The organism is Streptomyces sp. NBC_01537 (assembly GCF_045040445.1).
Classification (GTDB): Bacteria; Actinomycetota; Actinomycetes; order Streptomycetales; family Streptomycetaceae; genus Actinacidiphila.
Window position 1 is genome coordinate 8,934,485 of sequence record NZ_CP109392.1, and the last position, 17,512, is coordinate 8,951,996.

At 73.1% G+C, this 17,512-nt stretch carries 10 protein-coding genes; 6 read left to right on the top strand and 4 right to left on the bottom strand.

Going from position 1 to position 17,512, the window contains the following annotated elements:
• Positions 1–38: 38 nt before the first annotated feature.
• Both OG607_RS41035 and OG607_RS41040 read left to right on the top strand, forming a co-directional pair.
• A complete protein-coding gene (locus OG607_RS41035; RefSeq protein ID WP_405734749.1) occupies positions 39–512 on the top strand; it encodes a DUF6233 domain-containing protein in 474 nt (157 codons plus the stop codon).
• 26 nt (positions 513–538) lie between these two features.
• Positions 539–679 carry a hypothetical protein gene (locus OG607_RS41040; protein WP_405734751.1) on the top strand — a complete coding sequence of 47 codons (141 nt, stop codon included), beginning with the start codon at positions 539–541 and terminating at the stop codon, positions 677–679.
• Between the two features lie 407 nt (positions 680–1,086).
• Here OG607_RS41040 and OG607_RS41045 read toward each other — a convergent pair whose 3' ends face one another.
• Positions 1,087–1,791, bottom strand: a complete 705-nt coding sequence (locus OG607_RS41045; protein ID WP_405734752.1) for an aspartate/glutamate racemase family protein — start codon at positions 1,789–1,791, stop codon at positions 1,087–1,089.
• A 213-nt stretch (positions 1,792–2,004) separates the two neighbouring features.
• On the opposite strand from OG607_RS41045, the gene OG607_RS41050 reads away from it, so the two are divergent.
• The 3 genes from OG607_RS41050 to OG607_RS41060 are packed head-to-tail and all read left to right on the top strand — an operon-like array spanning position 2,005 to position 7,105.
• Positions 2,005–2,670, top strand: coding sequence for a hypothetical protein (locus OG607_RS41050; protein ID WP_405734754.1), 666 nt, complete (start codon positions 2,005–2,007; stop codon positions 2,668–2,670).
• Positions 2,671–2,688: 18 nt separating this feature from the next.
• A complete protein-coding gene (locus OG607_RS41055; protein ID WP_405734756.1) occupies positions 2,689–3,048 on the top strand; it encodes a CU044_2847 family protein in 360 nt (119 codons plus the stop codon).
• On the top strand, positions 3,035–7,105 hold the full coding sequence (locus tag OG607_RS41060) for a trypsin-like peptidase domain-containing protein (RefSeq protein WP_405734758.1): 4,071 nt from the start codon (positions 3,035–3,037) through the stop codon (positions 7,103–7,105). Before OG607_RS41055 ends, OG607_RS41060 begins: the two co-directional genes overlap by 14 nt.
• On the opposite strand, the gene OG607_RS41065 is transcribed toward OG607_RS41060, so the two are convergent.
• Positions 7,099–10,851, bottom strand: coding sequence for a condensation domain-containing protein (locus tag OG607_RS41065; protein ID WP_405734760.1), 3,753 nt, complete (start codon positions 10,849–10,851; stop codon positions 7,099–7,101). The genes OG607_RS41060 and OG607_RS41065 overlap by 7 nt on opposite strands.
• Before the next feature lie 77 nt (positions 10,852–10,928).
• Between OG607_RS41065 and OG607_RS41070 the strand changes: the two genes are divergently transcribed.
• Positions 10,929–11,705: a hypothetical protein gene (locus tag OG607_RS41070; protein ID WP_405734762.1), complete on the top strand. Its 777-nt coding sequence runs from the start codon at positions 10,929–10,931 to the stop codon at positions 11,703–11,705.
• A gap of 10 nt (positions 11,706–11,715) precedes the next feature.
• On the opposite strand, the gene OG607_RS41075 is transcribed toward OG607_RS41070, so the two are convergent.
• Positions 11,716–16,494 (bottom strand): amino acid adenylation domain-containing protein, encoded by a 4,779-nt coding sequence (locus OG607_RS41075; RefSeq protein WP_405734764.1) that lies wholly within the window; start codon positions 16,492–16,494, stop codon positions 11,716–11,718.
• Complete coding sequence (locus OG607_RS41080) at positions 16,491–17,456, bottom strand: FAD-dependent oxidoreductase (protein ID WP_405734766.1); 966 nt, start codon at positions 17,454–17,456, stop codon at positions 16,491–16,493. Before OG607_RS41080 ends, OG607_RS41075 begins: the two co-directional genes overlap by 4 nt.
• Between the last annotated feature and the right edge of the window lie 56 nt (positions 17,457–17,512).

Below are 17,512 nucleotides of genomic sequence, written 5' to 3' on the forward strand. Positions count from 1 at the left end.
CTCGTGACCCCCAACCAAAATCGAACTAGAATCGAACGGTGCGGAATCGTGAAGGGCTGCCGGATGCGGATGGGCCGCTGGTGCGTCTGGAGTTGCCCGACCACCAGCATGTCTGCGCAGTGGTGCGGAAGCGCCGGCAAGAACCCGACGGATCATGGTTCTACTGGGTGGAGCTGCCGCTGTGCGCGGTCGCGGAGGCCTGCGGCCGGTTCACTGCGCAGCCGTCGCCGTCCGTCTTCGCCGCCCCGGCCGCCGCATGCACGCCCATCGAGGGCCAGGACTACTCCGGCGTCCCGACGGAGCGCCTGGGCCGCACCCCGGCCTGGCAGATCGAGCAGCACCTGGAGGCCGGCGCCCCCGTCCCGTGGGTGGTCCACCGCGGCGACTGCCACGCAGGCCGCGGCTCGCACCGGGCCGCCGACGACCGCCAGGCGCTCGCCGTCCTCGCCCAGGGCGACGCGATGGCCTGCCCCGTCTGCCGACCCGACCGCGTGCTGCTGCTCCGCCGGTGAGCAGCACGGGCCAGACGGTGCCGTACGTGGCACGGGCTCGTTGGGCAGGGCGTGACGACGCCGCGCTTGCCGAGGCGCTGCACCGCGACGCGTCCGTGCTGCTGGCGGCGTACCGGTCCGGGACGTGGGTGCCGGCCCTGGCCGAACGGGAGTTCTCTGATGATTGAGTGAGTTCAATGACTCACAGGGGTGCAAGTTGGATGAGCGGTGGGTGGTGTTCGTTCCCGATCCGGAGCGGTGGGGCCGCTTCCGGAGCAGGGCGTGCTGGGGTCCGTGACCTAGAGACCGCCACGGTCACCTACGAGATAGCCACAGGCGCCGGAAATCCCCTGGGGCGTTGTCAGCGCCGGCCTCTAGCGTCGTCCCATGAGCTACCGCGACGTGGCGCGCGAAAGGCGATGTCTCGGTGGGAACGGCGGTGAGCGCCACTGGGCAACACTCCGTTACTGGGTGCCGTCGCCCTACGTGATGAAATGCGCTGAGGGGCCGGTCACGCAATTCTAGAGGTGAGCGAGAGGCGCTACAGGGCGGCGTCGGTCCACCGGCTTTCGACGCTGGGCCTTCACCGGCCTGATCATGCTCGGGCCGCCCGCTCCAGTGCGATCATCCTGCTGATCGAGGCGTCCGCGAGGCTCGTCGCTGAGTCGATGAGCGGAAGTGGGAAAGGGCCGTCCCCGCAGGCCAGCGGCAGCTCGGAGCAGCCGAGGATGACGGCCTCCGCCCCGAGAACCTCCAATTCGGCCACCAGCAGGTCCATCTGGGAGGCCGCGTCCGAACGGCCGCTCTTGATCGACGCGATGAGGGGATCGACGAGATCCCTCTGGAGTTCCTCCGATACCAGGACGATCTCCAGCGCGTGAGCTACCGCAGCCCGCTCGTAGAGCCGGGCCGCACGGGTTCCGCGCGTGGCCAGCAGCCCGACGCGCTGGGCTCCCGATGCCGTCGCGTCCCGCAACGACGCGGCGATCATGTCGACGATCTCGATGCCGGTACGCGATGCGATGTCCCGCGCGTAGGCATGGGCGGTATTACACGGAATCGCCACCACGCTGGCGCCTGCGCGTTGCAGCCCCAGCGCGCCCCGTGTCAGCCACGGCAGCGGTGATGGCCCTTCCCCCAGGAGCGCCGTACTCCGGTCGGGCATCCGCGGATCCGCCCAGATCAGCACCGGAATGTGTTCCTGATCCACGACCGCCGGAGTCCGTTCGATGACTCGCCGGTAGAAATGCGCGGTGGCGAGCGGCCCCATCCCGCCCAGAATCCCCAGCAAAGGACTCACCGGTCTCCTCGGGGGCCCGTCGGGCATCGGGGACGTCCTGGTCACGATGCGGTCCGTCCACCGGTCGGATCGTGCCGACTGCCACTGGCGGGCGGCGAACTCCCGGGGCGGCACGAGCTCGCGGCTGACGGGACCTGTCCGGCTCTCATGGATTCCATGCTCCAGCCCTTCATGGCCTTGACGACAGAGTGATCCAACCGATGGAATCGGTTCATGATTCCGCTCTCGGCCGTTGTCGGCCGCTGGTATCTTTGCGACGACGGTTGGCTAGGGGAACTGACCCTTTCGGAGCTGGGCGACGGCGAGGTGGAGGGCGTCTTCTTCAGCGACCGCTTCGACGATGAGTACGAGGTCGTCGTCGAACTCGGCGGCGATCTCGGCCACGAGATCACCCTGGCGATCCAGAACTTCAACTGGCTTCCCGAACAGCGATTCGCGGGCCGTCTTTTCACCGGCGACAGCGGCGGCATCGCCGGGGCCAGCGACTGGCGCGGAACCCCCTACGGATTCTTCGCCGCCCGCACTCCCTGGATGGTGCTCGGCGACTACCGTCCGGGAGACGTCGTCCCCGAGGACTTCGCCGGCTCCTGGAACGCGCAGCTCGACGGCGTCCCCGCGACCCTGAGGCTCGACCTCCCCGACGGCAACCGCACCCTCACGGGCACCTGCGTGGGCCGCGGCCTCCCCGAAGGGCTCAGCGTCTCCGCCACGCCCGACGCCGAATTCCCGCACCGGCTCGCCCTGACGGTCACCACGGGCGACGGGAGGCCCTGGGCCAGGCTGGACTGCCTGCTCAACTCGCGGCCCAAGAACGCCATGAGTGGGACGATGACCACCGACGACGGATCACGAGGCTTCTACCTGATCCGCTATGCCTGACCGACAGTGAGGAGCGTGATGACGTACCTGGTCTTCGACGGCGACGAGACACCCGTCCTGGTGGAGGTGGCGGACCGGGAGACCGCGCAGGTGCCTGGCATGGTGAAGGCCGGGGTCGGTGACCGCCTCAAGGACGGGCTCGCGCAGGCCCAGGTGAAGTTCGGCGACGCGCTGACCACCCTGATCGAGTTGAACGCCGGGGCGTTCGTGCGGGCGGTCAAACGCCTGGAGGACGTGCCCGACGAGGTGGAGATCGAGTTCTCCGTGAAGGCCACGGGAGAGCTGGGCAACTTCGCCGTCGGAAAGCTCAGCGGCGACTCCAACTACCGGGTGAAACTCCTCTGGAAGAGCGTCTCGCAACCACATGGCGACGACTGAGCCACGGCACGCCGTCGCCCGTGTCCTCGGCCCCCGCGGCACCAGCGGGACGGCGTTTCTGCTAAGCGCAGCGCACCGGCTGCTCGTCACCTGCGCGCATGTGGTCGAGTACGCGGGCGCCGGCCCGGGTGATCTGGTCGAGCTGGTGTTCGCCGCGGGCGGCGACGTCATCCGGGCGATCGTCGAGCCGGACCGCTGGATCCCCCCGGACGACGGGGACACCGCGGTCCTGCGGCTCATCGCAGCTCCCCCCGAGGGCGTGACGGAGCTCCCGTTGGGCACCACGGACGGGGTGGCGGGGCACCGGTGCACGAGTTTCGGTTTCCCGGAGCTCAAACCCGTCGCCGGGCTGGCCGGCACGGCCGAGGTCGTCGACCGGATCCGGGACGAGTCCGGCCGTCCAATCCTCCAGCTGGGGTCGGCCACCGAGATCACGCCCGGGTTCAGCGGCGGCCCCTTGTACGACGTCCAGACGCGGCGCGTCATTGGCATGGTCGTTTCGCTGTCGGCCCCTGACGCCTACGGGAGGCTCGCGCAGACGGCGTTCGCCGTTCCCGCCGAGACCCTCGCCGAGCTTTGCCGCGAGGTGGTGGTCTCGGCGGTCCCCCCGTACCGGGGGCTGGCCGCGTTCGAGACCGAGGACGCCGAGTTCTTCCACGGCCGGGGTGAGGCCCTGGAGCGGATGCTCGGGCCGCTCCGGCGGGACCCGCGGTTCCTGGCCGTGCTCGGCCCCTCGGGAAGCGGCAAGTCGTCGCTGGTGAAGGCTGGCCTGCTGCCCGCGCTCGCGCGGGGCGAGGTCGCCGGTTCCGCCCGCTGGGAGCCGACGGTGACCCGGCCCGCCGACATGAGGGTCCTGGACGGCGAGCTCAGCGGGGCGGCGTCCGATCTCACGGAGACGGCCGTCCGGTGGGCCGGCGCCCGTCCGCCGGGCGCCCGGCTCGTCCTGGTGATCGACCAGTTCGAAGAGGTCTTCGTCGAGGGCGAGCCCGCCGAGCGGACGGCGTTCCTGGCCTCGCTGGGCGCGGTGCTGGAATCCCGCGGCCCGCTCACTTTGATCCTGACGATGCGCGACGAGTTCTACAGCACGCTCGTCCGGGAGGCCCCGGCCCTGGCGGTCGCTTTGGAACACGGCCTGTGCAATATCCCGCCGGTGCTGCGCCGCCGCGAGCTCGTCGAGATCGTCGACGAGCCGGCCCGGCGCGTCGGCCTCCGTTTCGACCCCGGCCTGGTGGAACGCCTCGCCGACGACGTGATCCGGCTCCTCCCGTCGCCCGTTCCGGACACCGCCGCGAGCACCGCGCTGCCGTTGCTGGAGTTCGCCCTCAGCCGTCTGTGGGAGGACCGCCGCGACGGCGTCCTGCAGCACACGGCCTACGAGCGGAACGGCGGCCTCACCGGCGGTCTCTCCCAGTGGGCCGACGCCGCCCTGGCCGGTCTCACCGCCGACGACGTTCTGCTCGCCCGCCGCGTCCTCATCGGCCTGGTACATCTCGGCGACGAGCGCGATGGCATCCCCGACAGCCGTCGGCGCCGCACGGTGGCCTCGCTCTGCGCCTCCGACGACGAACTGCCGGCCGTCGTCCGGATGGTGCAGTACTTGGCGGACCGGCGTCTCGTCGTGACGGGCCGGGGGGACGGCGCCGACGACGACACCGTCGAACTGATCCACGACGCGCTGATCCGGGAATGGCCCTCGCTCGGCATGTGGGTCCGTGAGGACCGGGGTTTCCTGGTCTGGCTGCAGAATCTGGAGCGCCAGCGGGAGCGCTGGTGGCGCTCCAACGGCGTCGACGGCTTCGACGACGGCAGGCTGCTGCGCGGCCGTGACCTGACCGCCGCCCGCGAACGGCTGCAGTCCCACGCCCTTTCGCTCACCGAGACCCAGCGCGACTACATCGAGCGCAGCGCGCAGGCGTGGCAGGCCGAGCAGGACAGGCTGCGGCTGGCGCTCGAGGAGGCCCAGCGCCAACGTGCCGTGGCCGAGGCCCAGCTGGCCGTGTCGCGCATCCGGGACCAGGCGCTGCGCGTCCTGACCTTGGTCCCACTCGTCCCCGTGACAGGCCTGCTCCTCGCGGTCGACGGCGTGATCCGCAACCTCCGGATCCTGCCGGGAACGATGGTTGACGCCGCCCAGACCAGCCTGCACACCGCGCTCCAGGCGTCGCGGGAACGGAACCGGGTCGCCGAGCACACGGCCCCGGTCATGGCCGTCGCCGTCAGCCCCGACGGCCGGATGACGGCGTCGGCCGGCGCGGACCGGACGATCCGCCTCTGGGACGCCCAGGGACTGCCCGTCGGCCTTCCGTTCGCGGGCCATGAGGACGCGGTCTTGGCGGTCGCGTTCTCGCCGGACGGTTCGCTGATCGCCTCGGCGGGCGCGGACCGGACGGTCCGGCTGTGGGATCTGCACGGCGTCCAGGTGGGCGAGCCGTTCGCCGGTCATGAGGACGCGGTCTTGGCGGTCGCGTTCTCGCCGGACGGTTCGCTGATCGCCTCGGCGGGCGCGGACCGGACGGTCCGGCTCTCGGATCCGCACGGTGAGCCGGTGGGCGAGCCGTTCACCGGGCACGGGCACAGCGTGATGTCGGTGGCCTTCGCACCCGACGGTTCCACCCTCGCGACGGCGAGCGCCGACCAGACGGTCCGCGTCTGGGACCGGGTCGGAACCTTGCTCGCGGAGGGCCGCGGCCATGACGGGAACGTGACGTCCGTGGCGTTCCATCCGCAGAGCCGCCAGCTGGTGTCGGGCGGCGCGGACCGCACAATCCGGCTGTGGGACCTGAGAGGCCGACAGAGCGGCATGCCGTTCACCGGCCACGATGACGCGGTGCTGGCCCTCGGCTACTCCCCGGACGGCAAGACCATCGTGTCCGGAGGGGCCGACCGGACGGTCCGGCTCTGGGACCGGCGGGGCAGGCAGGTCTCCTCACCCATGGTCGGCCACGAGACCAGGGTGACGGGCGTCGTGTTCAGCCGCGACGGCGGCTCGGTCTGGTCGTGCGGCGCGGACCGGACCGTCCGGCTCTGGAGCCGCGACGGTTACGGCCCCGACGCGGTCATGAGCGGTCACCGCTCCGATGTCAACGGCGTCGTCCTCGTCCAGGACGAGCGGCTGATCGTCAGCTGCAGCGCCGACGGCGCCCTCCGCGCGTGGACGTGGGACGGCCAGCAGGTGGGCCCCGATTGGATCGGCCACGAGGGTTTCGTCTTCGATCTCGCCGCGGACCCAGCGCGCGACCTCATCGTCAGCGGCGGCGCCGACGGCTCGCTCCGCTTCTGGGACTCCCGCGCGCGCCCGCTCCGCGCTCCAGTACCCACCGGCCAGGGCGAAGTGACGATCCTGGCAGGTGCCCCGGGAGGTGGTCTACTGGTCAGCGGCGGGCGCGGCGGCTCGCTCCGCTTCTGGGATACCGACGGAGGCGCGCTCTCCCCGGTGGTTCCGGCGCACGGCGGTGAGGTCTGCGCCCTGGAGTTCAGCCCGGACGGCAGGATCCTCGCGTCCGGCGGAGCCGACCGGATGGTGCGGCTCTGGGACCGCGACGGCCGCCCGCTGGGCGGGCCCGTCGAGGCGCACGACCACCAGGTGCGCGCGGTGGCGTTCCACCCGGTCGACGGAACGCTGGTCACGGCCGGCAGGGACGCGGCCATCCGGTTCTGGGACGTGCACGAGGACGGGAGCGTCACATCGAGGGGCGAGCCGGTCCTCGGACACACGGCGGGCGTCCACGCGCTCGCCTTCGCACCGGACGGCGAGCTGCTGCTCAGCGGCGGCGCCGACGGCATGATCCGCTTCTGGAACGCGCAGGGCCAGTCGGTCGGCGAACCCGTCCGCGCCCACACCGCGGGAGTCTGGCGGATCAGGGCCTCGAGCGACGGTCGCACGTTCGTGACCTGCGGGGCGGACGGATCGGTCCGGACCTGGAGCGCGGGCTGGCGCGGTTTCCTCAAGCTCGCCTGCGAACGGCTGTCGGGCCACGCGGGCCTGGGCGCTTATGACGCCGCGCTCGCGCAGAGCGTGCGGGAGGCGTGCTCCAAGAGGCCCTGGGACCTTCACTGACCCGCCCGTGACCGCTCACCGAGCCGTGCCGCCTCGGCCAGGGTCTCCCGCCACGACCGGATCGGCCGGGGCCCGTGCAGCCGGGCGGAGAGCGCTGAGTCGAACAGGCCGTCGCCGAGGTACACTTCCTCGTCGGAGGGGCCGGGCGTCACCGGGCAGTCGAGCCCCAGCAGCGCCACGGCCTCGGTGGCCAGCTCATACCAGGAGAAGTGCCCGTCGACCGTGTTGAGAGGGCCGGCCACCGGCCTGGTCAGGCATTCCGCCGTAATCCAGGCCAGCTCCCGTGCGTCCACCCACGCGTGGCCCCGGTCGCCGGGCGCCGCGACGGGACGGCCGGCGCCGTGCGCGCGTGCCAGCGGAGCGCCGGCCGTCATGCGCAGCTGCCAGAGGCAGTACGGGTCCGGACCCCACACGTAGGGCGGCCGGAGCAGGCTGTAGGGGACTCCGGAAGCGGCGATGAGCCGCTCGCACTCGATCTTGCCGTCGGCGTAGGGCGAGTATCCCCCGGGCGTCGCGGCGTCCTCGGCGCGGACTCTCCCGGTGGGGGCGCCGTAGACGTCGGTGCTGCTGATGAAGACCATCGGGCCCCCCGGCCAGCGGTCGAGGAGCGCGCGCGTGGCCGCGACGTCGATGCGCGGTTCGGTGAACGTGGTGGCCGCGTGGACGACCGCCGTGACCCCGTCGAGCGCGGCCGCCAGCGACGACGGGTCCGCTAGGTCGCCGATGAAGAGCTCGCCGCCGAGCTCCACGGCACGGGACCGGGACCGCTCCCGGGTGAGCATCCGGACGCGCAGCCCGCGCCGTCCCAGTTCGGCCGTGATGAACCGGCCGGTCATGCCCGTTCCGCCGGTCAGCAGGACCAGGTCGCCGCCGGCCGCCGGGCCCGGTTCGGGCGACCTTCCCAGGGCGTGCACGGCGGCGGTGAGACCGGCGATCGTCCTGCGCTCCATGACGGCCCTGATCGGCAGTTCCGCGCCGAGCCGGTCACGGATGCGGTCGACTAGGGTCATCGCGAGCAGCGAGTGGCCGCCCAGGTCGAAGAAATCGTCGTCGGGCTCAAGCTTGTCCACGCCGAGGAGGTCCGTCCAGATCGCGGTGATCTCCCGCGCCGTGCGGTCGTTCCGCGCCGCGACCGGCGGACGTGGCTCCGGCGCGGGCGTGGCCGGTTCCGCCCGGCCGAGGAGTTCGATCCGTCCGTCGGACCGCCGCGCGGCCCGGTCGCCGGTCAGGAACAACCGGCCGGGCCCGAACGGGTTGGCGACGAACCGGGCGGCCGTGGCCGCCGCATCGCGGTGGTATCCGCGGGCCAGCCCGGGTCCGGAGATCGCCAGGTTGCCCGGGACGCCGGGCGGCGACGGGTGCAGCAGGTCGTCGACGACATGGGCCTCGGCGGGGGGAACCGGCTGGCCCAGCAGGTGCGGACGATCGGTCTCGGCCCGGCCGGCGATGCCGAAGCCGGTGGTCTCGGCCGTTCCGTGGACGAGACTCACCCGGAGGGGGCCGCCGGCGTCCCGCACGGCACGGAGCTCGGCGGGGGAGGGGACCCCGCCGCCGATGACGAGATGACGGAGGCCGGACAGGACGCCGGGCCGATGCGCGACCTCCCGCAGGAGCTCCGCGGTGAGCGAGAGCACGGTCACGCCGTGGCTCTCGAGGGCCGGTCCGAGGTCGGCGGCGGTGAGCGGCCGGCGCGGCGGCACCGCGAGCGCGGCTCCCGTGCAGAGCGGAGCCCAGAGCTCGAAGACGGCCGCGCTGGACGACGGCGGGGCCAACAGGAGGAAGACCTGGCCGGGGCCGCCGTCGGCATGGTGGGCCTCCCGGACCAGCGCGGCGATGCCACGATGGGTGATCTCGACCCCCGCCGGAGCGTCGCCCGTTGTGGAGAGGATACAGGCGAGATCGTCCGGGTGGGGCGGTGGTAGAGCCTCGGGCCGCTCGGTGAGGAGCGGCTCCAGCTCCTCCCAGACGATGACGCGGGTCCCGTCGCAGGCGGGTGGCAGCGAGGCGTGGGCCCTGTGCGCGATCATGACGCGCGGCCGTACGCCGGCGAGGACGCGGTCCCCGGACGGACCCGGGTCGAGCGGGAGATAGCAGCCGCCCGCCCGCAGCACGCCGAGGAGCACCTCGGGGAGTTCGAGGCACGGGTCCATGCGGACGGCGACCGGGACGCCGGTGGCCGCTCCCTCGGCCCGCAGGGCGTGGGCGATGCAGTCGGCGCGGCCGTCGAGCGCGGCGTAGGTTCGGGTGACCGTCCCGGAGACGACCGCCGGGGCGTCCGGATCGAGGGCCGCGCGGCGGGCGACGAGCGTGGCGACAGTCTCCGGGCTCGGCGGCTCCCGCCGGACGGGCGGCGCGGGCTCCAGGCCGATCCCGAGGACCGGTGCGTCCGGGGTGCTCGCGGCGGCGACCGCGAGCCGCATGAAATGCCCCATGAGGCGTTCGACGAACGGCAGGCCGAACAGGTCGCGGTCGTAGGAGACGACGACGCCGTCGTCCTGGAAGGAGAACGCGAGATCCACCTTGCTGGTGCCGGTGTCGACGGGCAGCCCCCGGCAGGGGATCGTGCCCAGGCCGAGACGGAAGGGCGTCTGGGCGTCGGCCAGGATCTGGAACGTCCGCGCGTCCGCGGCAGGGCGGCTCGGGGCCGCGGCGCGGAGCAGGCGGTCCAGCGGCAGATCCTGGTGGGAGAAGGCGCGCAGGCAGGCGTCGCGGACTTCGGCTGTCAGCTCGTCGGCGGTGATCCGGGGCGCCAGCCGGATCCGGACGGGCACGGTGTTGACCAGCAGGCCGACCAGCCGCTCCCAGCCGGTCCGCGTCCGCCCCGACACCGGGACCCCGATCACCAGGTCGCGGCGGCCGGTGTACCGCGAGAGCAGGGCCGCGAGGATCGCGAGCTGCGCCATGAAGACCGTCGCGGAGTGCCGTCGCGCCAGGTCACGGCAGGCGGCCGCGGTCTCCAGCGGCAGCCGGTACCGGAGCTCGGCGCCCGCGCCGGTGGAGACGGCGGGCCGAGGGGCGTCCGTGGGCAGGTCCAGCGCGAACTCCGCGCCGGACAGCTCGTCCCGCCAGAACGCCGCAGACGCCTCCTGCGGGAGCGACTCCTGCCAGGCGGCGTGGCTCGGGTAGTCCGGAGCCGGTTCCGGCTCGGCGTCCGTCCCGCCATAGAGGGCGGAGACCTCGTCGAGGATCAGCTGCACCGCCGCCCCGTCGGCGACCAGGTGGTGGACGCGGAGCAGCAGGACCGCGCCTCCGTCCCGGAGGAACAGGTCGACCTCGAGCAGCGGGCCGTTCTCCGGGTCGAGGGGCTCGGCGGCTCGGGTGCGGGCGAGCGCGGCGGCCTCGACCGGCCCTGGTCCGTGCGTCCGGAAGGCCGACGCCGGCCCGTCGGAGATCCGCGCGTACGGTACGCCTCGCCGTTCGCGGTACACCGAGCGGAGCACGGGATGCCGGGCTACGACCCGGGTGAACGCGATCCGCAGCGCCTGCTCGTCGACGCGGCCGGTGAGCTCGAAGGCGACGGGGATCACATAACGGCCCGTCCCGGGCGCCAGCCGTTCCAGAAACCAGAACCGCCGCTCGGCCGCCGACAGCGGCCGTTCCGCGGGCGTCGCGGGTGCGGGTGCGGGCGGTTCGGCGATGGGCGGGACGGCGTCTCCGCCGAGGCGCCGGCGCAGCGTTTCGAGCTGGTCGGGGGTGAGCCGGGCGCGCAGTGCCGCCAGGCGCTCGTCGTCGCTGTCCGTCGGCATCGGAAGCCCTCCTCTGGCTCGGTGTGAGCGGTTAGCATCGGCGGGACGGTGGTGTGCAGGTCTCGGAAGGCGGGCGCGTGGACGGTGCGGAGATGGCGGTCGAGATCGAGTCCGCCCTGGGGGGCCGGTGGCGGTCGCTGCGCGGCAGGAACGGACGCGAGTGGCTGTGGCGCCGGGACACCCCGAGGCGCGCGTACGTCAGGCCGGGCGACGCCTTCGTCGACGCCGGAGGCCTGGAGGAGTGCCTGCCGACGATCGCCGGCGTGCCCGACCACGGGGACGCCTGGAGCCGTCCGTGGACCGAGTCCGACGGGGGCTGGATGTCCGTCGAGGGACAGGAGTTCCGGCTGGCCCGCCGGATCGTCACCGGACGCCTGGTGACCGCCGAGTACCGGCTGGAGGCCGACCCCGGATGGCGGTTCATCTGGGCCGGTCACGCGCTCGTCGACCTCGCCGAAGGAGCGGTGGTCGACCTGCCCCGCGGCAATCACATCTGGGTCAACGCCCCCGGCTCCTCGACGCCGACCGTCTGGCCCGACTACCACGACCGCGACCTCAGCGTCCTCGGGCCGGACGACGGCAGCGCCCTGATGATCATCGTTCCGTGGGTGGACTCGGCGACCGTCCGGGACGGCGACGACGCCCTCACCCTGTCGGTCGCCGTCGAGGGCCAGCCATACGGGATCTCCGTCTGGCGGAACCTTGGCGGATTCCCCGAGCAGGCCCCGTACCGGAACATCGGCATCGAACCCATGGTCGGGTACTGTCCCACCCTGTCGCTGGCGGGTCCGGAGGAGGCCGCGGTCGTGCCGCCGTCCGGCGTCGTCGAGTGGACCCTGACCATCGACGGCTGACCTGCCGCCGTCACGGCGTCGGCTCGTCGAGCATCCGCAGGATGACGTCCTCCTCGACGTGCCGCGCCAGGCCCGCGACCGTCGGGTCGGCGAAGAGCGGCTGGAGCGGCAGCCCGGTCCCGAACGCCTCGTTGACCCGGGCGATGACCTGGAACGCCAGCAGGCTGTTGCCGCCGAGCGCGAAGAAGTCGTCGTGGACGCCGATCCGCTCGACGCCGAGGACCCGCGACCAGATTCCGGCGAGCCGTTTCTGCGGTCCGGGCGCGGGCGGCGTGTAGGAGGTGCCGAGCGCGGGACGGGCTGTTCCCGGGTCCGGCAGCGCCGCCAGGTCGACCTTCCCGTTGAGGGTCAGCGGCACGGACTCCAGCGGGACGACGACCGACGGCACCATGTAGGCGGGGAGCGTGGCGGCCACGTGGGCGCGGACCTCCTCCACCGACAGACGCAGACCGTCACGGGTGACGAGGTAGGCGACCAGCCGTGCCGTGCCGTCGGGCGAGCGGGCCGGCGCGGCGATCGCGCGGATGACCGAGGTATGGCCGGCCAGGACGGCCTCGACCTCGCCCGGCTCGATCCGGAAACCGTTGATCTTGACCTGCCGGTCGCTCCGGCCGAGGAAGAACAGGGCGCCCGTCGGGTCGCGTCGCGCCCGGTCGCCCGTCCGGTACATGCGGGCTCCGGGCTCGGCGGCGAACGGGTCGGGGACGAACCGTTCGGCGGTCAGGTCCGCGCGGCCCCGATAGCCGCGGGCCACGCCCGCGCCGCCGAGGTAGAGCTCGCCCGCCACACCGGGCGGCACCGGGGTCAGCGCGGCGTCCAGGACCAGGACACGGGTGTGGGCGATCGGGTCGCCGAGGAAGACTGGCCCGGTCCGCGCCAGCAGCGCGGCCGTCGACCAGATCGTCGTCTCGGTCGGCCCGTAGACGTTGCGGACCTCGTCGGCGACGGAGAACAGGCCCGGCAGCAGATCGGGCGGCAGTGCCTCGCCGCCGCAGAGCGCGACCCGCAGCGCCGGGGCGGGTCCGGCCGCCTCGGCGAACGCCCGCCAGGTCGCGGGGGTGGCCTGCATGACCGTCGCGCCCGACTCGGCCGCGAGGGCCCGCAAGGCGACCGGGTCGCGGCTCTGCTCGCGGGAGGCGGTCACGACGCGGCCGCCGCGCATCAGCGGCAGGAACAGTTCGAGCGCGGCGATGTCGAACGAGACGGTCGTGACGGCGAGCAGCACGTCGTCGGCGGAGAAGCCGATGATCTCCGCCATCCCGCCGAGGACGTTGGCCAGCCCCCCGTGGGTGGCCTCGACGCTCTTCGGCCGTCCGGTCGATCCGGACGTGTGGATCACGTAGGCGAGCCGCTCCCTCCCGGGCTCGGCCGCGTGGAGCGGCCCGGCGCCGCGCGGGATCACGCACGTCTCGATCCCGGCCGGGACGAGCCCAGCGTAGCGCTCCTGCACCAAGGCGATCGTCGCCCCCGCGTCCCGGGCGGCGGCGGCGATCCGCGCGGGCGGATACGCGGGATCCAGCGGCACGTATGCGGCTCCCGCCGCCAGGACGCCGAGCAGCGCCCCGACGAGGTCAGGGCCCGGATCGGCGATGACGGCCACCGGGGTCTCCGGCCGGGCTCCCCGCCGTTCGAGCAGACCGGCGACCGCGCCGGCCGCCCCGGCGAGCTCCCCATAGGTGACCCGGCGGCCCTCGCCGACGATCGCGACCCGCTCCGGCGCCTCCCGCGCCCACCGGAGGAACGCGGGGACCACCAGCGGCGGCGCAACCTCGGGGGAGCGCGGCCCCCGGGTCAGTTCCTCGCGCTCCTGAGGAGAGAGCAGATCGAGCAGCATCAGCGGCTGGCGGCCGTCGCGTACGGCGGAACCGAGCAGCCGGAACAGGTGGCCGGTCATGCGCTCGACCGTCGAGGCGTCGAACAGGGCCGCGTCGTAGGTGTGGACGGCGTCGACGGCGTCGCCACGCCGCGAGAACGTCACCGACAGGTCGAACCGGGCCATCCCGGTGTGGACGTCGACGGGGGTGAGGCTCAGCCCCGGCAGGTCCGGGACGGGAGCGACCTGGTAGTCGGCGAGCACCTGGAACAGCGGCCCGTGCGAGAGGTCGCGCGGCGGTCGCAGCTCCTCCACGAGGCGTTCGAACGGGAAGTCCTGATGGTCCAGGGCCCGGGCTAGCGCCGTCCGGACCCGCGCGACCAGGTCGGCGAACTCCAGGGAATCGTCCAGCCGCAGCCGGATCGGCAGCGTGTTGACGAACAGGCCGGTGACCGACTCGTAGGCGACGTCGGTGCGGCCCGACATCGGGACGCCGATCACCAGGTCGTCCTGGCCGCTGTAGCGGTGCAGGAGCGCGGCCCACGCTGACAGCAGCACCGTGAACAGGGTAGTGCCCTCGGCGCGCGCGAACGTCTCGGCCGAGACGAGGACGTCCGCCGGGACGCGCCGGACGCTCATGCCTCCCCGATACTCCCGGACGGCGGGGCGTTGCCGGTCGGTCGGCAGGTCGATCGTCTGGGGAGCGTCACGCAGTTCAGCCCGCCAGAATCGCAGGTGCCGTTCCACCTGGTCGGCGGTGAGCCAGGCCCGCTGCCGGGCGACGTGGCCGGAGTACTCGACCGGGGCGGGCGGGGCCGGGCCGGGCCGGCGCGCGGCGTAGGCCCGGGAGAGGTCCTTGAAGATCAGTTCGACGGACCAGGCGTCCGAGACCAGATGGTGGGCGCGCAGCAACAGGCCGGCCGCCCGGCCCGCCCGCTCGAAGACGGTGAGATCCAGGAGGGGGCCGTTCTCGAGGTCGAGAGGGTGTGAGGCCAGCTCGTTCATCGAGGCGACGGGATCGTCCGACGGCAGAACCCGGACCGTCACGGCCTCGTCGTCTCGGTGATGGCGCGCCGGCCGGCCGTGCTCGGACAGGAAGCCGCCGCGCAGTTCCCGATGGGCGGCCATGAGCTCGCGCAGCGCTCCCTCCAGGGCCTGCCGGTCCAGCTCTCCGTCGGTGCGGAATCCCATCGGGATGGTGTTGAGCGGGCTGCCCGGCAGGAGCTGCTCGAAGAACCAGAGACGCTCCTGCGCGAACGACAGGGTCCTCGGGTCGGGTGCGGCGGCCGGAAGGCGAGGCGGGAGCGGTTCCGCCGCCGCCAGGACGGCCGTGAACCCGGCGACGGTCGGATGCTCGAACAGGTCGGCGGTGCTGAGGGCGCGCCCCCAACGTTCGCGTACCCGGGTCAGCAGGCGCAGGGCCGTGAGGGAGTCCCCGCCGAAGACGAAGAACTCGTCGCCCGTCCCGAGCTCGGGCTCGCCGAGCAGGTCACGCCAGATGGCCAGCATCGCGGGCTCCTCAGACCCGGCGCGGGGGGCGGCTCCGGCGGGTCTGCGCCGCTCGGGCCCGCGCAGTCTCTGGCGGTCGAGCTTGCCGCTGGCGGTCCGCGGGAGCTCCGTCACGACGGAGAACGACGCGGGGACCAGCGGTTCGGGCAGCAGGCTCCGGAGATGGTCTCGCAGCTCCCGGGCATCGGGGGCGGCGTGGGAACCGTGGCCCACATGGGCGTGCAGCGTCGCGTCCGCCACCAGGACGGCGGCCTCCCGGACGGCCGGATGGGCCCGCAGCGCCGCCTCGATCTCTCCCGGCTCCACCCGGAGCCCGTGGATCTTCACCTGGCGGTCGATCCGGCCCAGGAACTCCAGATCGCCGTCCGGGAGGAGCCGCGCCAGGTCGCCGGTCCGGTACATGCGCTTCCCGGGCGCGGCGGGATCGGCGACGAAACGCTCGGCCGTGCGGACGGGATCGGCGAGATAGCCGCGGGTGACCCCGAGTCCACCGATGTAGATCTCGCCAGCGGCGCCGTCGGGGACGGGCTGCAGCCGCTCGTCGAGCAGCCGGATCGTGGTTCCGGCCCGGGGCCGCCCGATGGGGACGGGCCCGTCGCACGGATCGTCGGCCGGGCCGATCACGTGGGCGGTGGTGGTCATCGTGCACTCGGTCGGCCCGTAGAGATTGACGACCGTCACCCCGGGATGGAACGCCTCCCGCACCCTCCGGACGTCCGCTCCCGTCAGCGGCTCCCCGCTGACCAGGACGCGCCGCAGCGCGGGGAACGGCGGGCCCCCGCCGTCGGCCAGCAGCCGCAGCAGCGTCGGGACGATCCCGAGGATGCCGCTCACCGCGTGCCGCCGCAGCAGGTCCCGCTGGAGTCCCGGATCCTCGGACCCGATCACGAGGTGGGCGCCCGCGGCGAGCGGGCCGAGCGTGTCCCGGACGGATGCGTCGAACGACGGCGTCGCCAGCTGGAGGATCCGGTCGTCCGCCGCCACATGGCCCGCCTCGATGAGCGTCCGCAGATAGTGGACGGCGGTCGCGTGCGGCGTCCCCACGGCCTTGGGCACGCCGGTCGAACCCGAGGTGAAGGTGACGTAGGCCAGCGCGCCGGGGCCGTGCTCGTCGGCCGCGCCCGCTCCGAACGGGCCGCTGAGACCGTCCGGGGCGACCAGGAACCGGCCGTGCACCGTGTCCGTCATCAGCCGTGCCCGCCGCTCGGGCAGGCGCGGCTCCAAGGGGACGTGCACGCAGCCCGCCCGCAGCACCGCGATCAGCGTTGCGACCTGCCGGATCGACGGAGGCAGTCGCACCACGACCGCGTCGCCCGGCCGCGCGTCCCGGTCGAGGAGCTCGGCGCGGACGGCCTCGGCCCGCTCGTCGAGTTCCCGGTAGGAGACCGTCTCGTCGAACGCGGTGATCGCGGGACGGCCGGGCCCGGCGCGGACGGCCTCCGCGAAGAGGTCCTCCAGCCTGCTCACAACGTCCGTCCCGCGAGCTCTGCCAGCTCACGTACGGTCTGAGCGCAGCCCCATGACAGGCTCACGCCAGCGCTCCCGTGCCCGTAGTCATGGATCACGGTCGTCCCCGCCACCGCCTCGACCTCGACGCGGACGACCGGCCGCACAGGCCTGATTCCCGTGCGGAATCCGAGAATTTCCGCGCCCGCCAAGCGTGGCTCGACCGCGGTGCACCGTTTCAGGATCGCCTCGGCTTCCTCGGGGCGGTGCCGGGCGTCCTCGTCCTCGCCCGCGATGCCCCCGAGCACGACGGTCGAGGCGTGCGGGTAGATGTAGAGCATGTCCCCGGCCACCTCGGAGATCTCGGCGAAGAAGCGGTCGATCCCCGGGTTGGCGGTGACCACCAGCTCGCCCCGGACGCCTCGCATCGTGGCGTCCGGGACCAGTTCGCGGGCGCCCAGCCCCGCGCAGTTGACGACGATGGGCGCGGCATCGAGGACCTCGCCGAGCGAGCCGAGCACTGTCCGCTGCACGCGGCCCCCGGCGTGCTCCAGCCGTTTCCGCAGGTAGGTGAGGTAGCGCGGCATGTCCACGACGGGCGCGACGAACGTGAAGCCGTCGGCGTAACCGGCCGGCAGGTCTGCCGCCGGGACGCGCCGGATCGGCGTGCACCGAGCCGCCCAGGGCGGATCGTCCACCGGTCCCCGGGCGGCGTTCACGCCACTGAGCATCCGTACGCCCGCGTCATCGCTCTCGGCGATCGACGCGAGTCCCCGGTAGGTCTGCGCCGCCCAGCGGAGGACCTTTGCTTCGGGGCCGACCGGATGCGGCGTCCACATCGCTCCCGAGCTTGCCGAAGCCGTTTTCAGGATGTCCTCGGCGGTGACCACGAGGACCTCGAAGCCGTCTTCCGCGAGGGCGATCGCGCAGCTCAACCCGCTCACGCCGCTGCCGATGACCAGAACCTTCACGGGGGTCCTCACAGCGAACAAGTGTAAAGAGCGGCATACCTCGTGGTCCATATCGCTTCTCCTCCCTC